The organism is Streptomyces sp. WAC05374 (assembly GCF_004353505.1).
GTDB lineage: Bacteria > Actinomycetota > Actinomycetes > Streptomycetales > Streptomycetaceae > Streptomyces.
Genome location: NZ_SMNQ01000007.1, coordinates 272,854 through 291,763 on the forward strand (window position 1 = coordinate 272,854; position 18,910 = coordinate 291,763).

Genomic DNA, 18,910 nt, shown 5'->3' on the forward strand with positions numbered 1-18,910 from the left:
GACGGGCCATTCCCTCCCCTGCCGGGCGCGCCGCGCAGAAGGGACCGCTGACGGCGATGCAGATCCGGCTGACCGTCCTCGCGGCGCCGCCCGGCGGCCAGGCCGCTGGGCGGGCCTGTGACGTGCTTGTCACCGCCCCGGCCGGGACCGCGCTGGCCGCCGTCGCGGGTGGGCTGGCGGCCGCCGTGTCGGGCTCCGACACCTCGGGCTCCGTCGTGCTGTACGCGGGCGGGGAGCGGCTGGACGTGCAGCGCCGCGTCCTGGGCGAGCCGCCGCTGGTGGACGGCGCGGTGCTCTCGCTCCAGGTGCCCGGCGAGGACCACGCGCCCCTGGACGGCGGCTCCGCGCGGCTGCACGTGGTGGCCGGGCCGGACGCGGGCGGCGTCCACCTGCTGCACGCCGGGCAGATCCGCATCGGCCGCTCCTCCGACGCCGACGTGCCCCTCGACGACCCGGACGTGTCACGGCTGCACGCGGCGGTCACCGTCACCGACAGCGGGCGCGTCACGGTCGCGGACCTGGGCTCCACGAACGGCACCACCCTGGACGGCGCCGAGGTCGGCACCCGCCCGGTCCGCCTCGCTCCGGGCGCGCTGCTGCGGCTGGGCGAGTCGTCGCTGCGGCTGACGGCGGGCCCGCCCTCGGCGGACGGCGCCCCGCTGCCGACCGCCCCCGACGGCGAGGGCCACCTCCGGGTGGCCCGCCCGGGCGCGGCGCCGTCCACCACCACGGCGCCCTCCCCCACGGCGCACGCCCCGGCGGCCGGCGCCCCGCAGCCACGGCTCCCGCGCCAGGCCACCGGCCCGTCCGCCCCGGGCGCCACGCCCGCCGCCGGACCGGCCGGCGCGGCCACCCCGGCGGGCGCCCCACCCGCCCCGGCGCCGCTCAGGAGCGTGCCCCAGCAGGCGGGTACCGGCACCGGAGAGGCCACCCCGCCACGCGGCACCCCCACGGACACCCCCAGCGGGACCGCGCCCCGAACGGCACCCGCCACCCACCCGGCCACCACCCACCCCGCCCCCCCGGCACCCACCCCCGCCCCCCCCCCCCCCCCGGCACCCCCCCCCGCACCCCCCACTCACCCGGCACCCTCCACCCACGCCACCCACGCCACCCAGGAAACCCACGCCACCCACGCCGCCCACCTCACTCCCCCCGCGTCCGGCGCCGCGCCCCAGCGCAAGCGGGGCATAGGGGCCTGGGCGCGGCGGCTCGCGGGCGGGCGGGGCGACGGGACCGCGCAGGTGCCCGAGGGGGACGCCCCCGTGGCCCCGGTGGGCGGGAGCGTCCGGGAGACCTGGCCCGATCCGGCAGCGGTGCTGCTCACCGCGCTCGGGCCGGGACCGCGCCTGTGGGAGCGGGACCCCGGCCACCCGGAGGCGCTCGTCGTACGGCTGGGCACCACCGACCGGGCCGACCTGTCCGCCGTACCCGTGACGGTCGGGCTCCGCGAGGCGGGGTCGCTCGGGCTCGCCGGGCCACGGGCACGGCTGCTGGGCCTGACCCGCTCCGTGGTGGCGCAGCTCGCCGCGCTGCACGCGCCCACCGACCTGGAGATCGTGCTGCTCAGCGGCGCGGGCCGCACGCGCGAGTGGAGCTGGCTGGGCTGGCTCCCGCATGTGCGCCCGGCCCACGGCCAGGACTGCCGGCTGCTCCTCGCGTACGACCGGGAGCAGGCGGCCGCCCGGGCCGCCGAGCTCACCCGGCGGCTGGACGACGGGCCGCTCGGCCCCACCTGGGCGAGCGCCGACCGCAAGGCCGTCGCCCGGGCCGCCGAGGAGCACGACGCGGCGCACGGCACCCGCACGGTGGTGATCGTGGACGGCGATCCCGGCTCGGCCGCCCTGCGCGAGACGACCGCCCGGCTGGCCGGCGCGGGCGCGGCGGCCGGCATCCATCTGGTCTGCCTGGCCGAGACCCCGGCCGCCTCGCCCCTGTCGCCGGTCGCGGCGACGTACGAGACCGCGTGCGCCGCGTCCCTGGCGTTCCGCGAGTGCGGAGCCGTGGCGCTGCTGTCGGGCGACGTGGCGACGGCGCTGCGCCTGATGCGCACGGCCGGCGGGCAGCCCGCCGGTCACGGCACCGTGGGCACGGTCGACGCGGTGTCGGCCGCCTGGGCCGAGCGGTTCGCGCGGGCGCTGGCCCCGCTGCGGGCCGACCGCGACGAGGCCGGCGCCCCGGGTGCCCCGGGGGGCGTGCCCCGCGCCACCGCCGTACCGCTGCCGCCGTCCTCCCGGCTGCTGGACGAGCTGGGGCTGGCCCGCGCCACGCCCGCGTCCCTGATGGCCCGCTGGGCCTCGGCCCCGGACGGCACCGCCGTGCTGGGCACCGGCCCGCGCGGGCCCCTGGCCGTGGACCTGACCACGGAGGGCCCCCACCTGCTGGTCGAGGGGCCGGCGGGCAGCGGCCGCACGGAGCTGCTGCGCACGGTCGCCGCGTCGCTGGCCGCCGCGTCCCGCCCCGACCGGCTGGGGCTGCTGCTCGTGGACGGGGCGGGCGGCGAGCGGGGCGAAGGGCTCGCGCCCTGCACCGAGTTGCCGCACGCCACGGAGCACCTGGTGGCCTCCGACCCGGTGCGGATGCGGGAGTTCGCCCAGGCGCTGGGGGCGGAGCTGAAGCGTCGCGCCGAGCTGCTGGGGCGCCAGGAGTTCACCGAGTGGCACACCCAGCGGGAGGTCGCCGACCGCATGGTGGGGCAGCGTCCGCCCGCCCCCGGCGACCTGGACACGCCTCCCTCCGGCACGCTGCGGCTGCGCCCGGCGGCCCGTACCGCCGAGGACGAGGTGCCGCCACCGCTGCCGCGCCTGGTCGTCCTGGTCGACGACTACGACGCGCTCGTCGCGCCCGCGCTGGGCAGCCCGGGCCGCCCCGCGGCCGGGTCGGTGGTGCGGGCGCTGGAGGCCGTGGCCCGGGACGGGCACCGCCTGGGCGTGCACCTGGTCGCCGCGTCCGCCCGCCCGGACCGCACGGCCGATACGGAGCTGGCCCGGGCGGCCCGGCTGCGCGTGGTGCTGGACGCCCCGCCCGCCTCCGCCGGGCCGGACGTCCCGGCGCCGGGGCGCGGCCGCCTGGGGCACCCGGACGGCCGGGTGACGCCGTTCCAGGGCGGCCGGGTCACCGGGCGCATCCCCCGTACGGCCACGCAGCGGCCCACGGTGGTGCCGCTGGAGTGGGAGCGGATGGGCGATCCGCCGGCCCGCCGTCCGGTGCGGGAGCTGGGCAACGGCCCGACGGACCTCGCGCTGCTGGCCAGCGCGCTGGAGCGGGCGGCCCGCTCGGTCCAGGCGACGCCCCTGCCGCCGCTCGTGCCGACGCACCGGGCGTGAAAGGGGCCTGACGGCACGTCACGACCGGATCACGATCCCCGAGTTGACACGGAAGGCGGTATTGCGGGCCCCGAACCCCGGGCGTAGACCTGACGGACGGGACGCGTACGCGCACGGAAGAGACGGGGCAGTGATGCGCACAACTCTTCGGACACGCAGGACACGCACGGGGCGCATGGGGCGCACGGGAGGCTCGGGATTCTCGGGTCACCCAGGGCACACGGCGCGCACGGGACGCCTGGCACGCGGGGGTGTCATGGTGCTGGCGGCCGCCTGCGCGCTGGCCCTCGGCGGCTGCGGCGGCGACGGCGGCGAGGGCAGCGGCGCCGAGCCGACCAAGGGCACCGGGACCGGCGCGGCGAGCGTCGAGCTGCCCAAGCTGGACGGCCAGAAGATCCAGGTCGTCGCGGTGTGGACGGGCCCGGAGCAGGAGGCGTTCACCAAGGTCCTCGACGAGTTCGAGAAGCGCACCGGGGCGGAGGTCGCCTACGTACCGACGCAGGACGCGATGCTGAACTACATCGGTACGAAGATCGCGGGCGGGGCCCCGCCGGACGTGGCCATGCTCCAGCAGGTCGGCGCGCTGCACCAGGCCGTGGAGCGCAAGTGGGCCAAGCCGGCAGGCGCCGGGGCCAAGGCGCAGCTCGCCAAGAACTACGCCAAGGGCTGGCAGGACCTCGGGGCGGTGGACGGCACCCAGTACGGCGTGTACTTCAAGGCCGCCAACAAGTCGCTGATCTGGTACAACACCGCCGTCTTCGAGAACGCGGGCGTGTCCGAGCCGAAGACCTGGAAGGAACTGATCAGCACCGCGGAGACGATCTCCGCGTCCGGGGTGACGCCCGTCTCGGTCGGCGGGGCGGACGGCTGGACGCTGACGGACTGGTTCGAGAACATCTACCTCTCCCAGGCGGGCCCGGAGAAGTACGACCGGCTGGCCAGGCACGAGATCCCGTGGACCGACCCGTCCGTGAAGCAGGCCCTGACGACCCTCGCGGAGCTGTTCGGCAAGCCGAACCTGATCGCGGGCGGCGCGGCGGGCGCCCTCCAGACGGAGTTCCCCGCGTCCGTCACCCAGACGTTCACCGGCGGCGACCAGCCCAAGGCGGGGATGGTCTTCGAGGGCGACTTCGTCTCGATCAACATCGCCCAGACGGAGGCGAAGATCGGTCAGGACGCGAAGGTGTTCCCCTTCCCGGCGGTGGGGCCGGAGGCGCCCGTGGTGACCGGCGGGGACGTGGCGGTCGCGCTGACCGACAAGCCCGCGACCCAGGCGCTGCTGACGTTCCTGGCGTCGCCGGACGCGGCGGCCGTCTGGGCGGGCGAGGGCGGGTTCATCTCGCCCAACAAGGCGATGGACCCGGCGGCGTACCCGAACGACGTCCAGCGTGACATCGGCAAGGCGCTCATCGCGGCGGGCGACGACTTCCGCTTCGACATGTCGGACCAGATGCCGCAGTCGTTCGGCGGGACGCCCGGCAAGGGCGAGTGGAAGGCGCTCCAGGACTTCCTGAAGAACCCCAAGGACATCGCGGGGACGCAGGCGCGGCTGGAGGCCGACGCGGTCAAGGCGTACCAGGGCCAGAGCTGACGCCATGGCGGAGCCGACAGCGGGGGGCGCGGCGGTCACGCCGCCGTCGCCCCCGGGTTCGCGCAAGAGCGTCACCGGCACCCGCGGGCTCGTGGCGGCCGGCTTCCTGCTGCCCGCGCTGGTGCTGCTGGGCGCGCTCGTGGTCTACCCCATCGGGTACTCGGTGTACCGGTCCTTCTTCGACCGGGCGGGCAGCGGTTTCGCCGGGCTGGGCAACTACGTCGAGATCTTCACCGACGACACGATCCTCACGGCCGTCCGCAACAACGCGGTCTGGGTCGTGGTGGCGCCGACCGTCGCCACCGCCCTCGGCCTGATCTTCGCGGTCCTGACCGAACGGGTGCGGTGGGGCACGGCGTTCAAGCTGCTCGTCTTCATGCCGATGGCGATCTCGATGCTGGCCGCCGGGATCATCTTCCGGCTGGTGTACGAGCAGGACCCGGACCGCGGGGTCGCCAACGCCGTCTGGGTGGGCGTGCACGACACGTTCGCCGAGTCGGCGAGCTACCCCAGGGCGCGGCCGCTGCCCGTCCACCCGCTGAAGGCTGCGGGCGACGGGGCGTTCGTCACCGAGGAGCCGGTGCGGGCGGGGATTCCGGCGCGGTTGCCGCTGATCGGTGTGGCGGCGCCGGACATGCCCGAGGACGCCGAGCCGGCGAAGGCCGCCGCGGTGCGCGGCGGTGAGGTCACCGGGACCGCGTGGCTGGACTTCACCCGGGGCGGCGGCGGCACGTCCAACAGCATCGACGCCAAGGAGCTGGGCCTGAAGGGCCTGAAGGTGGAGGCGGTCAAGGACGGCCGGGTCGTCGCCACGGCGACGGCGGCGGCCGACGGCACCTTCACCCTGCCCGCCGAGGCGGACGGCGCGCTGCTGCGGCTGCCCGGGAGCAACTTCCGGGAGCAGTACAACGGGGTCGACTGGCTGGGCCCGTCCCTGGTCACCCCGGCCATCATCGGCAGCTACGTCTGGATGTGGGCGGGCTTCGCGATGGTGCTGATCGCCGCCGGGCTCGCGAGCCTGCCGCGCGAACTGCTGGAGGCGGCCCGGGTGGACGGCGCCAGTGAGTGGCAGGTCTTCCGCCGCGTGACGGTCCCGCTGCTGGCGCCGGTCCTGGCGGTGGTCCTGGTCACCCTGATGATCAACGTTCTGAAGATCTTCGACCTGGTGTTCATCATCGCGCCCGGCTCGGTCCAGGACGACGCGAACGTGCTGGCGCTCCAGCTCTACCGGTCGTCGTTCGGCACGGACGCGCACCTCGGCGTGGGCAGCGCCATCTCGGTGCTGCTGCTGTTGCTGGTGATCCCGGTGATGTTCTTCAACATCCGGCGCATCCGGAAGGAGACCCGGCGATGAGCGACCGGCCGAAGACGTCGGCGGCGGCGCGGCTCGCCGCGCGGACCGGTGGCGGGGTCATGCGGGTCTTCCTCGTGCTGGTCGCGCTGTTCTGGCTGATGCCGACCGTGGGCCTGCTGCTGTCCTCGCTGCGCGACCCCGCCGACATGAACGCGAGCGGCTGGTGGACGGTGTTCACGGCGCCCGCCCGGCTCACCACCGCCAATTACGCGGGCATCCTGCAGAACGACACGTTCACCGGGTCCCTGCTGTCCACGGTGCTGATCACCGTCCCGGCGACCGTCCTCGTCGTGGTGATCGGCTCGCTCGCGGGGTACGCCTTCGCGTGGATGGAGTTCCCGGGCCGCGACTGGTGGTTCCTGGTCGTGGTGGGGCTGCTGGTGGTGCCCGTGCAGGTCGCGCTCGTGCCCGTGTCGAAGCTGTTCGGCGTGGTCGGGATCTTCGAGACGACGCTGGGGGTCGTGCTGTTCCACGTCGCGTTCGGCCTGCCGTTCGCGATCTTCCTGCTGCGCAACTTCTTCGCGGAGATCCCGCGCGAACTGCTGGAGGCCGCCCGGCTGGACGGGGCGGGCGAGGTCCGGCTGTTCACACGGGTGGTCATGCCGCTGGGCGGCCCGGCCATCGCCTCGCTCGGCATCTTCCAGTTCCTGTGGGTGTGGAACGACATGCTGGTCGCGCTGATCTTCGCGGACTCCGAGTCGCCGCCGATCACCGTCGCGCTCCAGCAGCAGGTACGGCAGTTCGGCAACAACGTGGACGTCCTGGCGCCCGGCGCGTTCGTGTCGATGGTGATACCGCTCGCCGTCTTCTTCGCCTTCCAGCGGCAGTTCGTCTCCGGCGTGATGGCGGGTGCGGTCAAATGAGGTACGCGACCGTCCCCCGTATGCCACGCCGGGCGTAACCCGGTCGGTTCATCGGACGTTCCCGGGCCATGCCCCGGTTCAGCGTCATCGTCCCCGCGTACAAGGTCCAGGCCTATCTGCACGAGTGCCTGGAGTCGGTGCTCTCCCAGTCCTTCGAGGACTTGGAGCTGATCGCCGTGGACGACTGCTCGCCCGACGGTTGCGGGGCGGTCATCGACGAGTTCGCCGCCCGCGACCGCCGGGTCGTCGCCGTCCACCTGCCCGGGAACGCCGGGCTGGGGCCCGCCCGCAACGCCGGGCTGGCCCGGGCGACCGGCGACTACGTCCTGTTCCTGGACGGCGACGACACCTTCGTACCGGGCGCCCTCCAGGCCGTCGCCGACCGCCTCAAGGAGACCGGCTCGCCCGACCTGCTGGTGTACGACTACGCCCGCGTCTACTGGTCGGGCGAGGCGGTGCGCCACGAGTTCCGCGCCCACCTCTCCGAGGCCGGTCCGGCGCCCTTCCCGCTGACCGATCGGCCGGGGCTGCTGAAGGTGCTGATGGTGGTGTGGAACAAGGCGTACAAGCGGGAGTTCCTGGAGCGCGAGGGGTTCGCCTTCCCGCCCGGCTTCTACGAGGACACGCCCTGGACGTACCCGGCGCTGATGGCCGCCGAGTCGATCGCGACGCTCGACCGGGTGTGCGTCCACTACCGCCAGCGCCGCACCGGTTCGATCCTGCGGACCACGAGCCACCGGCACTTCGACCTGTTCGAGCAGTACGAGCGGGTCTTCGCCTTCATCGACGCCCGCCCCGAGCTGGCGCGCTGGCGGGCGGTGCTGTTCCGGCGCATGGCCGACCACTTCACGTCCGTGTTCTCCGCCCGGGGCCGCCTCCCGCGCGGCACCCGGGCCGACTTCTTCCGCCGGGCCCGCCGCCACTACCGCCGTTTCCGCACGCCCGGTGCCACGCCCAAGTTCACCACCCGGCTGCGCCACGCCCTGGTGCGGCTCGGCAGCCACCGCGCGTACCGGGCGATCATGGCCGCCCGGGCGCTGAAGAAGCGGGCCGGGCAGGGCGTGTCGACCGCCGCGCGGGCCGTGCGCGGCGCGCTGCTCCAGCTCCACTACCGCGTCCAGCGGTGCCTGCCGCTGCGCGAGGACCGTGCCGTGTTCGCCGCCTACTGGAACCGGGGCTACGCGTGCAGCCCGGCCGCCGTCGAGGAACGGGTGCGCGAGCTGGCCCCGCACGTGCGCACCGCGTGGGTGTGCGGGCCCGAGCACTTCCACACCGTGCCGCCCGCGACGCGCCGGGTGCGCCCGGGGTCGGCCGCGTACTGGACGGCGCTGGCCCGCTCCAAGTACCTGGTCAACAACGTCAACTTCGACCGGCGGCTGGTCAAGCGGCGCGGCCAGCTCCTGATCCAGACCCACCACGGCACACCGCTCAAGCACATGGGCCTGGACCTCCAGTACCGGCCGGCGGCCGCACGGGACATGGACTTCGCGCGGCTGCTGCGCGCCATCGACCAGTGGGACGCCGTGGTGTCCGCCAACCGCCACTCCAGCCTGGTGTGGGAGCGGGTCTACCCGGCCGCCTACCGGACGCTGGAGTTCGGCTCGCCGCGCAACGACGTCTTCCAGCGGGCCACCGCGGCCGACGTGGCCCGGCTGCGCGAGACGCTCGGCATCCCGGAGGGCCACACGGCGATCCTGTACGCGCCGACGCACCGCGACTACGTGCGCCCGCAGCCCCACCTGGTCGACCTGGAGCGGCTGCTGCGGGCGCTGGGCCCCCGGTTCGTGATCCTGGCCCGCCCGCACCCCACGCACGGCTCGCCGTTCCCCGTGACGGACAGCCCCCGGGTCATCGACGTGTCGGACCACCCGTCGGTCGAGCGGCTGTGCCTGGCGTCCGACGCCCTGCTGACGGACTACTCGTCGCTGATGTTCGACTACGCGGTGCTCGACCGGCCGATCGTCGTGCACGCCGAGGACTGGGCGGCGTACGACGCGGCCCGTGGCACCTACTTCGACGTGCGGGCGTTCCCGCCGGGCGCGGTGGCCCGCACCGAGGACGAGCTGATCGACATCTTCGCCACCGGGCACTGGCGCGGTTCGCGCTCCGCGCAGTTGCGGGCCGCGTTCCGGGCGCGGTTCTGCCCGTACGACGACGGGTACGCGGCCGAGCGGGTGGTGCGGCACCTGTTCCTGGGCGAGGACCTGGCGGCCCTGCCGCCCGTCGTCCCGATGGAGGACCGCCGCCCGGCGCCCTCGCTGGGCGGGCCGGGGGCGGCCCTGTTCCCGGCGCCGCGCTAGCGGGCGGCCAGCAGCGCCTTGGCGGCCCGCCGCACCGGCCCCCGCCGCACCGCGGGCACCAGGAGCCTGCCCACCACTCCGGCGGGCCGCCAGCGCAACTGCAACCGCCCCGCCTCCCGCCCCTCCGGCTCCACCGTGACGCGGTGCCGGCGCGCCCCGGCCACCTCGAAGGGCGCGAAGTCCAGGGGGGCGAGCAGGACGCCGGTGTTGCCGGCGCGCCCGTCGGTGACCTCCAGCACGGGATGCCGCACGCCCTGGAAGCCGTGCGCGGGCAGCGTCGCGGCGGTCACGTCGAGCCGTACGGCGCCCTCGAAGACGCCCCGCCCCGCCGGGTCCATCCGCACCGGCACGGTCAGCCGCCGCCCGCCGGGCGAGACGTGCAGGCGGGCCGGCAGCGGGGCGAGCGGGAGGCGCCGCCCCGGGTCGTAGGTGCGCAGCCGCAGCTCGACGGCGCCGTCCTCGCCGCGCCCCACCCGGGTGATCTCGTGCCGGAACCGGGCGGAGCCGAACGGGCACCCCGCCAGGTCCAGTTCCGTCAGGTCCAGGTCGTCGCGCCCCTGGGGGGTCCGCGGCAGGGTGCCGCCCCAGTAGGTGCGCCCGTCCCCGTCGGTGACCGTCCGGCGCGGGCCGGTACCGTGCCCCAGTCCCCGGGCGGCGAGCCGGGCCTCCTCGTACCGGCCCTCGCGCAGCAGCCCCACCACGACCCGCTCGTCCCGCCGCATCCGCCGGAAGGCGGTGGGCGACAGGCCCTCCAGGTAGGGCAGGACCTCCGCCGCGAACCGCTCGATCCACGCGACCTCCCGGTGGGGCAGGTCGCCGGCGTACAGGCGCAGGTCGTGGGAGAGGAACTTGTGGTCCTTCTCCTCGCGCACCGCGGCCGGCACTCCGTGCCCGGCCAGGAAGTCGTCGATCATCCGTGCGACGGTGATCCGGTCGCGGACGTTGGAGATCAGGTGCCGCCGGTTGGAGATGGTCGCCGCGCCGGAGGGGGCGTGGGGGGCGATGTACCAGCGGTAGACCGGTTCGGTGATGACGGTGAAGGCGCGGGCGAGGGTGTAGGCGCGGGCGGAGAAGAGCTGGTCCTCGTAGTGGACGTCCTCGGGGAAGCGGAGGGCGTGCCGGTCCAGGAACTCCTTGCGGTACATCTTGTTGGTCGACAGCGGCTCGAACAGCAGCCGCGGCTCGTCCTCGATGCCCCGGACCGTGCGGCGCCGGGCGAACAGGTGCGGCATCCACCCGGAGACGTCGCCGGTGTCGGTGCGCACCCGCTCGACGGCGCCCATCGTGAAGTCGGCGTCCGCCTCCGCGTGCGCGGCGAGCAGCAGTTCGACGGCGCGCGGCGGGAGTTCGTCGTCGCTGTCGAGGAACATCAGGTAGGGCGCGCGGGCGGTCTCCAGGGCGCGGTTGCGGGGTGCGCCGCAGCCGCCGCTGTTGCGCTCCAGCCGTACGACCCGGATGCGGTCGTCCCGCGCGGCCAGCTCCGCCGCGACCTTCGGGGTGGCGTCGGTGGAGTGGTCGTCGCTGATGACGATCTCGATGTCCCGGTGGGTCTGGGCGCGGACGGAGGCGACGGCGCGCGGCAGCCGCTCGGCGTCGTCGTGGACGATGACCGTGACGGTCACGTCGGGGAAGGCGGTCATCGGCGCGTGGCCTCCTCGGGCGTGGGGGCGGGGGTGCGCCGCTCCAGCGGCAGGACGGGCGGCAGGCTCTCCTCGCCCTCGCCGAGGAACACCCGGCGTACGACCCGCTCGGCGGCGCGCCCGTCGTCGTACTCGCAGAACCGCAGCCGGAAGTCGTGGCGCTGTTTCGCCGCCGCCTCGTCGCACCAGGTGCCGTCGCGCAGGATGCCGGTCAGCTCGTCCTGGCCTCGGGTGACGTGGCCGGGCGGTTCGGCGGTGATGTCGAAGTAGACGCCGCGCGTGGCGGTGTAGGTCTCCCAGTCGTCGGTGTGCAGGACGATGGGCCGGTCGAGGTTGGCGTAGTCGAACATGATCGACGAGTAGTCGGTGATGAGCGCGTCGGAGGCCAGGGCGAGTTCCTCGACCGGGTCATAACCGGTGACGTCCAGGACGCGTTCGTGGCGTACGGGCGCGGGCAGCCGGTCGTGGAAGTAGTGGCCGCGGACGAGCAGGACGGTGTCCTCGCCGAGGTCGTCGGCGAGCCTGGGCAGGTCGAGGCGGGGCGCCCAGCGGCTGCGGGCCTGGTAGTCGCGGTGGGTGGGGGCGTACAGCAGGGCGCGGTGGCCGGGCTCGATGCCGAGCCGGGCGCGGGCGGCGCGGACGTCGGCGGCGGTGGCGCGGTAGTGGATGTCGTTGCGGGGGTAGCCGTAGTCGAGCGACCGGTATCCGGCGGGGTAGGCGCGCTGCCAGGTCTCGGTGGAGTGGCTGTTGGCGGAGAGGCTGTAGTCCCAGCGGTCGACGCGTTCCAGCAGGGCTTCGAGGTTGAGGCCCTGGGCGGCGGCGGGGTGGTCGCGCTGGTCGACGCCCATGCGCTTGAGCGGGGTGCCGTGGTGCGTCTGGAGGTGGACGGTTCCGGGGCGCTTGACCACGCCGTTGGGGAAGTTGACGTTGTTGACCAGGTACTTGGCGCGGGCGAGGACGTCCCAGTAGCGGGGCGTGCCCGGCACCACGTGGTCGGTGCCGGGCGGCAGCAGCGGGACGCGGTCGGGTTCGGCGATCCAGACCTGGCGGATGTCGGGGGCGAGTTCGGCGAGTTCGGCGGCGATGGCGGCGGGGTTGCAGTGGACGCCGCGCCCCCAGTACGCGGAGAAGACGGCGAGGTCCTCGTCGATGCTCCGGCGCAGCCGTGCCCGGTAGCGGTGGCGGGCGCGGGCGGCGGACACCTTCTCGGCGCGGGCGGCGGCGCCGGCCCGGGCCGCGCGGCGCTTGTCGTTGGCGATGCGCAGCAGCCGGTAGGCGAGGTGGGCCCCGTGGCCGAGGAGGGCGTGGCGTACGCCGTCGAGGCCGCCGGGCCGCTGGTGGCCGTCGGGGCGGAAGCGGGCGGTGTGCCGGGCGGCGCGCCGGAAGTACTCGGTGAGCAGGGCGGGCGGGAGTTCGTCGCGGCGGGCGAGGGTGGCCAGGTAGTCGCCGACCATCCGGTCGTAGAGCCGGGAGCGCAGGGCGGTGGGCGCGGAGGCGGCGTGGGCGAGCTGGTGGAGGCGTTCGTACTGGCCGAAGGCGGCGAAGTGCTGCTCGGGTCCGGCGGTGCGCCGCTGGGTGGGGCGGTCCTTGTGGCGGATCAGGCCGGCGGTGGTGCAGGCGGTGATCCGCCGGGCGAGGAGGAGGACGGCGTACGAGAGGTACAGCTCGTCGTGTCCTTCGGTGCCGATCAGCTCGGGGTGTCCGGCCAGGAGCCGGGCGCTGATGAGGCGGTTGCCGAGGAGGGGCGCGGTGTCGAGCAGGGCGGGGCGGGCGGCGAGCGTGGTGGGGCCGTGGGCGGCCGCCTCGGCGAGGAGGTCGGTGGAGCCGCCGGGCACGGCGTCGTCCCACCAGAAGGCGTGGAGGTGGTCGCAGAGCAGGACGTCCGGGGCGGCCGGGAGGGTGGCGAGGCGGGTGGTGAGCCCGGCCGCCGCGCCGTCGGGGAGCCGGTCGGTGGCGGGGTGGAGGAACTGGAGGTACTCCCCGGTCGCGGCGTGGGCGGCGGCGGCCCGGGCGGTGGCGGCCGGGGCCCCGGGGGTGACGGGCACCACGGTGACGCGCGGGTCGCGCAGTTCGTGGCGGGTGGCGAGCGCCCGGGCGGGGCCGTCGGTGGCGGGGACGGTGACGACGATGTCGAGGTCGGGCGGGGTCTGGGCGGTGACGCTGTCCAGGCAGGTGCGCAGCCTGCCGTGCGGGGCGTGGCCGGAGACGATGACGCTGAGTGTGGGCATGGGCGTGCGGTCCTTGGGGGAGCGTGCGGGGCGGGTCAGTTCCGTTGGCCGAGGAAGACCGTCACCAGACCGATCACCACCAGCAGCGAGCCGGCCCAGGTCCACACCGAGGTCCGCTCGTGCAGCAGCGTGGAGCCGGCCAGCACGATCAGCAGATAGCCGAGGGCGTTGAAGGGGTACGCGATGGACAGCGGGACCCGGGCGAGGGTGGACATCCAGGCGACGGCGGAGATCGCGAAGACGGTGAGGCCCAGCACCACCCAGGGGGTGGTCGCGGCGCGGACGGCCAGGGAGCCGCCGGTCCTCTCGGCGGCGGTGGCGGCGGCCCGCATGCCGTGTTTCAGCATGATCTGGCCGGCCGCCGAGGAGAACACCGCGAACAGCAGCAGCGTCAGGCTGGGCAGGGTCAACGTCCGCCTCTTACACGCCGAGGCGGTGGGTGGGGGCGTCCACGGGGACGAACTGACGGTTGAGGATGTCCTGGACATCGATGTGCTCCCCCGCGATGATCGTGCGCGCCGCATGCGGGGTGAGCAGTGCGACGTACTGGTAGCCGAAGAGGGTGGGCCGCAGCCGGGTGAGCACCTTCGACACCCCGCCGAGCACCCGGGACACCGGTCCGCCGCCGAGCACGGACCAGAAGGGCGCGCCGGTGGCGCCGATGGACAGCACGTCGTACCCGGCGGCGCGCACGGTGCGGCGGAGGCTGGCGCGGCTGAAGAACCGCAGGTGCGTCTCGTCGAGGATGCCGCGCCGGTCGTAGTCGAAGATGCCGAGCGCGACGCGCAGCCGCGAGTACCAGTGGCCGAAGTTCGGCACGGACAGCAGGACGTGCCCGTCGGGGCGCAGGACGCGGCGCAGCTCGGCGAGGAGGCGTTCGGGGCGGGAGAGGTGCTCGATGACGTCGCCGGCGACGACGTAGTCGTATCCGTCGCCGATGCCCTCCGGCAGGCCCTCCTCCAGGTCGGCGAGGAAGAACCCGCCGGTGCACCTGGTGTGCACGCCCTCGACCTCGACGCGGTCGATCCCGGTGACGGTGTGGCCGAGGGCTTCGAGGCGTTCGGCGAACGCGCCGCCGGAGCAGCCGACGTCCAGGACGCGGCCGGGCGGCAGGTCGCGCATCCGGTCCAGGATGACGGCGTGCGAGGAGCCGTCGCCCTCCTTGAAGTCGTACTCGACGGGCTTGGGGATCCACCCGCAGGTGCCGAAGCCCTTCTTGGCCAGCCGGTATTCGAGGACGTCCTTGACCACGTCCTTGGCGTAGCGCATGCCGTTGACGTAGCAGATCTCGTCGCCGTAGTAGGTGGGGATGGGGATCTCGCGGATGCGCATCCCGGCGTCTGCCATCTGGACGATGATCTGGGTGTCGAAGTCGAAGGCGTCGGTGTTGCGCTCGATGGGCAGTCGGCGCAGGGCGTCCACCCTGTAGGCCCGGTAGCCGGAGTGGAACTCGGTCAGCCGGGAGCCGAGCAGCCTGTTCTCGAGCCGGGTCAGGATGCGGTTGCCGAGCCACTTGTAGAGGGGCATGCCGCCGCGGAGGGCGTCGCGGGGCCGCATCATCCGTGAGCCGAACACGGCGTCGCACTCGCCGCGTTCCAGGGGCTCGACCATCCGGGGCAGCAGCTCGGGGGCGTACTGGCCGTCGCCGTGCAGCAGGACGACGATGTCGAGCCCGCGTTCGGCGGCGAGCGCGTACCCGGCCTTCTGGTTGCCGCCGTAGCCGAGGTTCTTGGTGTGCCGCATGACGACGGTCGGCGGCATCCCGTCGAGCTGGGACCAGCGGCAGCCGGCGGTGAAGGTGGCGTCATGGCTGGCGTCGTCGAGGATGAGGATCTCGGCGATCCTCGGGCGGAAGTCGGCGGGGATGCGGTCGAGGGTCTTCTCCAGGGTCGTCTCGGCGTTGTACGCCACGACCAGGACGCCGATCCTGGGACCGGTCGTGCTGCTGCTTCGGCCTTCCGTCACGGGCTTCTCCACTTTCGCGGGTTCGGGGACAGGTCAGTCGCCGGCGGAGGCGGGCGCGGGGGCGGCGTCCCCGGCCGGCGCGGGCGCTCCGGGGGCGGGTACCGGCGCGCCGACCGCGGCGGGCGCCGGGGCGTGGGGCGCCGGCGGGGCGGGGCGGACCGGGGGGCGCGGCGTGGCCGGGGCGAGCGCCCGGTGGACGGCCGAGGCGATACAGAGGGCCAGCACCACCCAGCCCAGGGCGCCGAAGGCCATCTCCGTGTCCGTCCAGTGCACGGGCCGCTGGCCGGAGTAGACCGAGGCGGCGACGGCGCCGACGACCGTCCCGTACGCCAGGCCCTGCCACAGGCCGACGACGAACAGCCCGGCGGCCGGCCAGGCCAGGTACTGCACGCCCGAGGCCGTGCTGAGCAGCAGCAGCGACCCGAGCGTGACGGCGACCGCCCGCGGCGCGTCGGCCGGGCGCCGCCACACCAGCCACACGCCCACGGCCATGATCGCGGCGACGATCAGGAAGTGGCCGTCGCCGCGCAGCAGGGAGACGTACCGCTCCGGCACGTCCGCCCAGCGGGCGAAGCGGACGATGCCCCAGAAGCTGAAGTTGCCGCCCGCGTACTCGAGGACGTTCGCCTTCAGCCCGCCCGGTACGGTCGCGACGACCGGCCCCCACAGGGTGAGGAACAGCGCCGTGAACCCGGCGGTGAACCGCAGCAGTACGGGGCGGCCCCCGGCGCGCCAGGCGGTGGCGAAGAGCAGCGGCACGGCGACGACCGGGATGAGCTTGACGCTGAAGCAGAGCACCGCGGCGAGCCCCGCCGCCACCGGCCGCCCCCGGTCGACCAGCAGGTAGGCGGCGGCGAACGCGAACATGACGGCGACCGAGTCGGTGTTGCCGTGGTAGCCGGACGTGGCCACGAGCACCGGGCACAGCGCCGCGCCCACCGCGCACCACACCGCGGTGCCCAGCTTTGTGGCCCGGCGCCGCACGATCGCGAAGACCAGCAGCACGGTGACGAAGTCGGCGAGGCACGCCGGGAAGCGGATCAGGGGCCGCCAGGGCACGCCCTGCTGGGCCAGCCACTCCAGCCCCAGGAGCATCCAGCTCGCCAGCGGCGGGTGGTTGTAGACCGGCAGCCACGGCATCTGCTCGGCGTAGATCCGTACCGGGTCCGTCCGGGCGATGGCCCGGGCGAAGCCCCAGAAGAAGCGCACGTCGGCCGGCCCGCGGGTGTTCGCCGCGAGTGCCACCTTCGAGACGAACGCGACCGCCGCGACGGCGATGACGACGATCCGGGCTTTCCGCACATCCCATGACAGAGACGACATTCGGACGTTCATGGTTGTCGAACGTAGCAATACCGACCACACCACGCGAAGCACCTATTAACACACTTACTTCGCAATGCAGTTCATCACGTGGCTGCTCAGTGGGCGTTGTCGCGCCCGGACGGTTTCGCCGAATCACACGTATGGCCCACGGCGGCACGTAATTCGTGGCGCTCAACTCTCGTTCACAACCTGCACCTTGTCCCCGTCAGCCGAGGCAGACAGGCAGGCCAGTGAAGTGAAAGCACTCGTCCTCTCCGGGGGCGCCGGCACCCGGCTGCGCCCCATTACGCACACGTCCGCCAAACAGCTCGTCCCCGTGGCCAACAAACCGGTGCTCTTCTACGGGCTCGAATCCATCGCCGCCGCCGGAATCCGCGAGGTCGGCATCATCGTCGCCCCCGACACCGCCGAGGAGATCCGGGCGGCCGTCGGCGACGGCTCGCGCTTCGGCCTCGCGGTCACCTATCTCCCGCAGCACGCCCCGCTCGGCCTCGCCCACGCCGTGCTGATCGCCCGGGAATTCCTCGGTGACGACGACTTCGTCATGTACCTCGGGGACAATTTCATCGTCGGCGGGATCACCGACCTGGTGGAGGAATTCCGCGCCACCCGCCCCGCCGCGCAGATCCTGCTGACCAAGGTGCCCGACCCGCGCGCGTTCGGCGTCGCCGAGCTGGACGTCGACGGACGGGTGGCCCGGCTGGAGGAGAAGCCCGCGCACCCCCGCAGCGACCTGGCGCTCGTCGGGGTCTACCTCTTCAGCCGCGCCGTGCACGAGGCCGTGCGCTCCATCGAGCCGTCCGCACGCGGCGAGCTGGAGATCACCGACGCCATCCAGTGGCTCATCGACGAGCGGCGCACCGTCACGTCCACCGTGGTCTGCGGCTATTGGAAGGACACCGGCAACGTGGCGGACATGCTGGAGGTGAACCGGTCCGTCCTGGAGCTCCTCACCCCCCGCAACGAAGGCTCCGTCGACGACGCCACCGAGATCATCGGCCGCGTCCGCATCGGCGGCGGCGCGACCGTGCGCGGCTCCCGCATCGTGGGGCCGGTGATCATCGGGGCGGGCACGGTCGTCGAGAACTCCTACATCGGCCCGTCCACGTCCATCGCGGAGAACTGCCGGGTCACCGACAGCGAGATCGAGTACTCCATCGTGCTCAGCGGGTCGTCGCTGCACGGCGTGGGGCGCGTCGAGGCGTCCCTCATCGGCCGTAACGTCGAGATCACCCCCGCCCCGCCCATCCCGGCCGCCCACCGCCTGGTGCTCGGCGATCACAGCAAGGTGCAGATCTCGGCATGAACAGCGCCACCCGTGTCCTGGTGACCGGCGGAGCCGGCTTCATCGGCTCGCACTACGTCCGTACGCTGCTGGGGCCCTCCGGCCCCGGCGGCACGGCGGTCACCGTCCTCGACAAGCTCACCTACGCGGGCAACCCCGCGAACCTGGACCCGGTGCGCGACCACCCCGGCTTCGCCTCCGTGCGCGGCGACGTCTGCGACCCGGTCCTCGTCGACAAACTGGTCTCCGAGCACGACCAGATCGTCCACTTCGCCGCCGAGTCCCACGTCGACCGCTCGATCCTCGACGCCGACGCCTTCGTACGCACCAATGTGGCCGGCACCCGGACCCTGCTGGACGCGGCCCTGCGCCACCGTGTCTCCCCCTTCGTCCACATCTCCACGGACGAGGTGTACGGGTCGGTGGAGACGGGTGCGAGCACCGAGGACGACCCGCTGCGGCCCTCCTCCCCGTACGCCGCCTCCAAGGCGTCCGCCGACCTGATCGCGCTGTCCTACCACCGCACGCACGGCCTGGACGTGCGGGTGACGCGCTGCTCGAACAACTACGGGCACCACCACTTCCCGGAGAAGGTCGTCCCCCTGTTCATCACCCGGCTGCTGGACGGCGGCCGGGTGCCGCTGTACGGGGACGGCTCGCACGTCCGGGACTGGCTGCACATCGACGACCACGTGCGGGCGGTGGAACTCGTCCGGACACGGGGCCGGGCCGGCGAGGTCTACAACGTCGGCGGCGGTACGGAGCTGTCCAACCGCGAGCTGACGGACCTGCTCCTGCGGGCGTGCGGCGCGGACTGGTCGCGGGTGGACCACGTCGAGGACCGCAAGGGCCACGACCGGCGCTACGCCGTGGACTGGACGAAGATCCGCGAGGAGCTGGGCTACCGGCCGGGCAAGGACTTCGCGGCCGGCCTGGCCGAGACCGTCGCGTGGTACCGGCACAACCGCTCCTGGTGGGAGCCCCTGCTGGACCGGGCGGCGCTGTGAGCTGGGTGGTCACCGGCGCCGGCGG

The 18,910-nt window shown here is 74.1% G+C and carries 12 protein-coding genes; 7 read left to right on the forward strand and 5 right to left on the reverse strand.

The window, feature by feature from the left end; genetic code table 11:
- Positions 1–56: 56 nt before the first annotated feature.
- The 5 genes from E2B92_RS17055 to E2B92_RS17075 all read left to right on the forward strand — a co-directional run bounded on the left by E2B92_RS17055 (position 57) and on the right by E2B92_RS17075 (position 9,434).
- Positions 57–3,326, forward strand: a complete 3,270-nt coding sequence (locus E2B92_RS17055) for an FtsK/SpoIIIE domain-containing protein (protein WP_133087585.1) — start codon at positions 57–59, stop codon at positions 3,324–3,326.
- Between the two features lie 256 nt (positions 3,327–3,582).
- Complete coding sequence (locus E2B92_RS17060) at positions 3,583–4,917, forward strand: ABC transporter substrate-binding protein (protein WP_126888467.1); 1,335 nt, start codon at positions 3,583–3,585, stop codon at positions 4,915–4,917.
- 4 nt (positions 4,918–4,921) lie between these two features.
- Positions 4,922–6,271 (forward strand): carbohydrate ABC transporter permease, encoded by a 1,350-nt coding sequence (locus E2B92_RS17065; protein WP_126888466.1) that lies wholly within the window; start codon positions 4,922–4,924, stop codon positions 6,269–6,271.
- Entirely contained in the window at positions 6,268–7,134 is an 867-nt protein-coding gene (locus E2B92_RS17070) for a carbohydrate ABC transporter permease (RefSeq protein ID WP_126888465.1), read from the forward strand. The genes E2B92_RS17065 and E2B92_RS17070 overlap by 4 nt, the downstream gene beginning before the upstream one ends.
- A 68-nt stretch (positions 7,135–7,202) precedes the next feature.
- Positions 7,203–9,434 (forward strand): bifunctional glycosyltransferase/CDP-glycerol:glycerophosphate glycerophosphotransferase, encoded by a 2,232-nt coding sequence (locus E2B92_RS17075; protein WP_126888464.1) that lies wholly within the window; start codon positions 7,203–7,205, stop codon positions 9,432–9,434.
- Here E2B92_RS17075 and E2B92_RS17080 read toward each other — a convergent pair.
- Genes E2B92_RS17080 through E2B92_RS17100 form a run of 5 tightly spaced genes read right to left on the reverse strand, consistent with a single transcriptional unit; the run spans position 9,431 to position 16,590 of the window.
- Positions 9,431–11,074, reverse strand: a complete 1,644-nt coding sequence (locus tag E2B92_RS17080; protein WP_126888463.1) for a glycosyltransferase family 2 protein — start codon at positions 11,072–11,074, stop codon at positions 9,431–9,433. The genes E2B92_RS17075 and E2B92_RS17080 overlap by 4 nt on opposite strands.
- Complete coding sequence (locus tag E2B92_RS17085) at positions 11,071–13,302, reverse strand: CDP-glycerol glycerophosphotransferase family protein (RefSeq protein WP_133087586.1); 2,232 nt, start codon at positions 13,300–13,302, stop codon at positions 11,071–11,073. Before E2B92_RS17085 ends, E2B92_RS17080 begins: the two co-directional genes overlap by 4 nt.
- Before the next feature lie 35 nt (positions 13,303–13,337).
- Entirely contained in the window at positions 13,338–13,712 is a 375-nt protein-coding gene (locus E2B92_RS17090) for an EamA family transporter (protein ID WP_235023854.1), read from the reverse strand.
- A 10-nt stretch (positions 13,713–13,722) separates the two neighbouring features.
- The gene (locus tag E2B92_RS17095; RefSeq protein ID WP_126889563.1) at positions 13,723–15,267 is read right to left on the reverse strand and encodes a bifunctional glycosyltransferase/class I SAM-dependent methyltransferase; all 1,545 of its coding nucleotides are present in this window, start codon (positions 15,265–15,267) and stop codon (positions 13,723–13,725) included.
- A 33-nt stretch (positions 15,268–15,300) separates the two neighbouring features.
- A complete protein-coding gene (locus E2B92_RS17100; RefSeq protein ID WP_133087587.1) occupies positions 15,301–16,590 on the reverse strand; it encodes a glycosyltransferase 87 family protein in 1,290 nt (429 codons plus the stop codon).
- A 238-nt stretch (positions 16,591–16,828) separates the two neighbouring features.
- Here E2B92_RS17100 and E2B92_RS17105 point away from each other — a divergent pair, with 238 nt between their 5' ends.
- Both E2B92_RS17105 and rfbB read left to right on the forward strand, forming a co-directional pair.
- Complete coding sequence (locus E2B92_RS17105) at positions 16,829–17,899, forward strand: glucose-1-phosphate thymidylyltransferase (RefSeq protein WP_133087588.1); 1,071 nt, start codon at positions 16,829–16,831, stop codon at positions 17,897–17,899.
- Complete coding sequence (rfbB, locus tag E2B92_RS17110) at positions 17,896–18,885, forward strand: dTDP-glucose 4,6-dehydratase (RefSeq protein WP_126887933.1); 990 nt, start codon at positions 17,896–17,898, stop codon at positions 18,883–18,885. Before E2B92_RS17105 ends, rfbB begins: the two co-directional genes overlap by 4 nt.
- Positions 18,886–18,910: the final 25 nt, after the last annotated feature.

What these genes read in the sequence shown, in the direction of transcription:
- E2B92_RS17055 (WP_133087585.1), top strand. Translation starts at nt 57, where the DNA reads ATGCAGATCCGGCTGACCGTCCTCGCGGCGCCGCCCGGCGGCCAGGCC.
- E2B92_RS17060 (WP_126888467.1), top strand. Translation starts at nt 3,583, where the DNA reads ATGGTGCTGGCGGCCGCCTGCGCGCTGGCCCTCGGCGGCTGCGGCGGC.
- E2B92_RS17065 (WP_126888466.1), top strand. Translation starts at nt 4,922, where the DNA reads ATGGCGGAGCCGACAGCGGGGGGCGCGGCGGTCACGCCGCCGTCGCCC.
- E2B92_RS17070 (WP_126888465.1), top strand. Translation starts at nt 6,268, where the DNA reads ATGAGCGACCGGCCGAAGACGTCGGCGGCGGCGCGGCTCGCCGCGCGG.
- E2B92_RS17075 (WP_126888464.1), top strand. Translation starts at nt 7,203, where the DNA reads ATGCCCCGGTTCAGCGTCATCGTCCCCGCGTACAAGGTCCAGGCCTAT.
- E2B92_RS17080 (WP_126888463.1), bottom strand. Translation starts at nt 11,074, where the DNA reads ATGACCGCCTTCCCCGACGTGACCGTCACGGTCATCGTCCACGACGAC.
- E2B92_RS17085 (WP_133087586.1), bottom strand. Translation starts at nt 13,302, where the DNA reads ATGCCCACACTCAGCGTCATCGTCTCCGGCCACGCCCCGCACGGCAGG.
- E2B92_RS17100 (WP_133087587.1), bottom strand. Translation starts at nt 16,590, where the DNA reads ATGTCGTCTCTGTCATGGGATGTGCGGAAAGCCCGGATCGTCGTCATC.
- rfbB (WP_126887933.1), top strand. Translation starts at nt 17,896, where the DNA reads ATGAACAGCGCCACCCGTGTCCTGGTGACCGGCGGAGCCGGCTTCATC.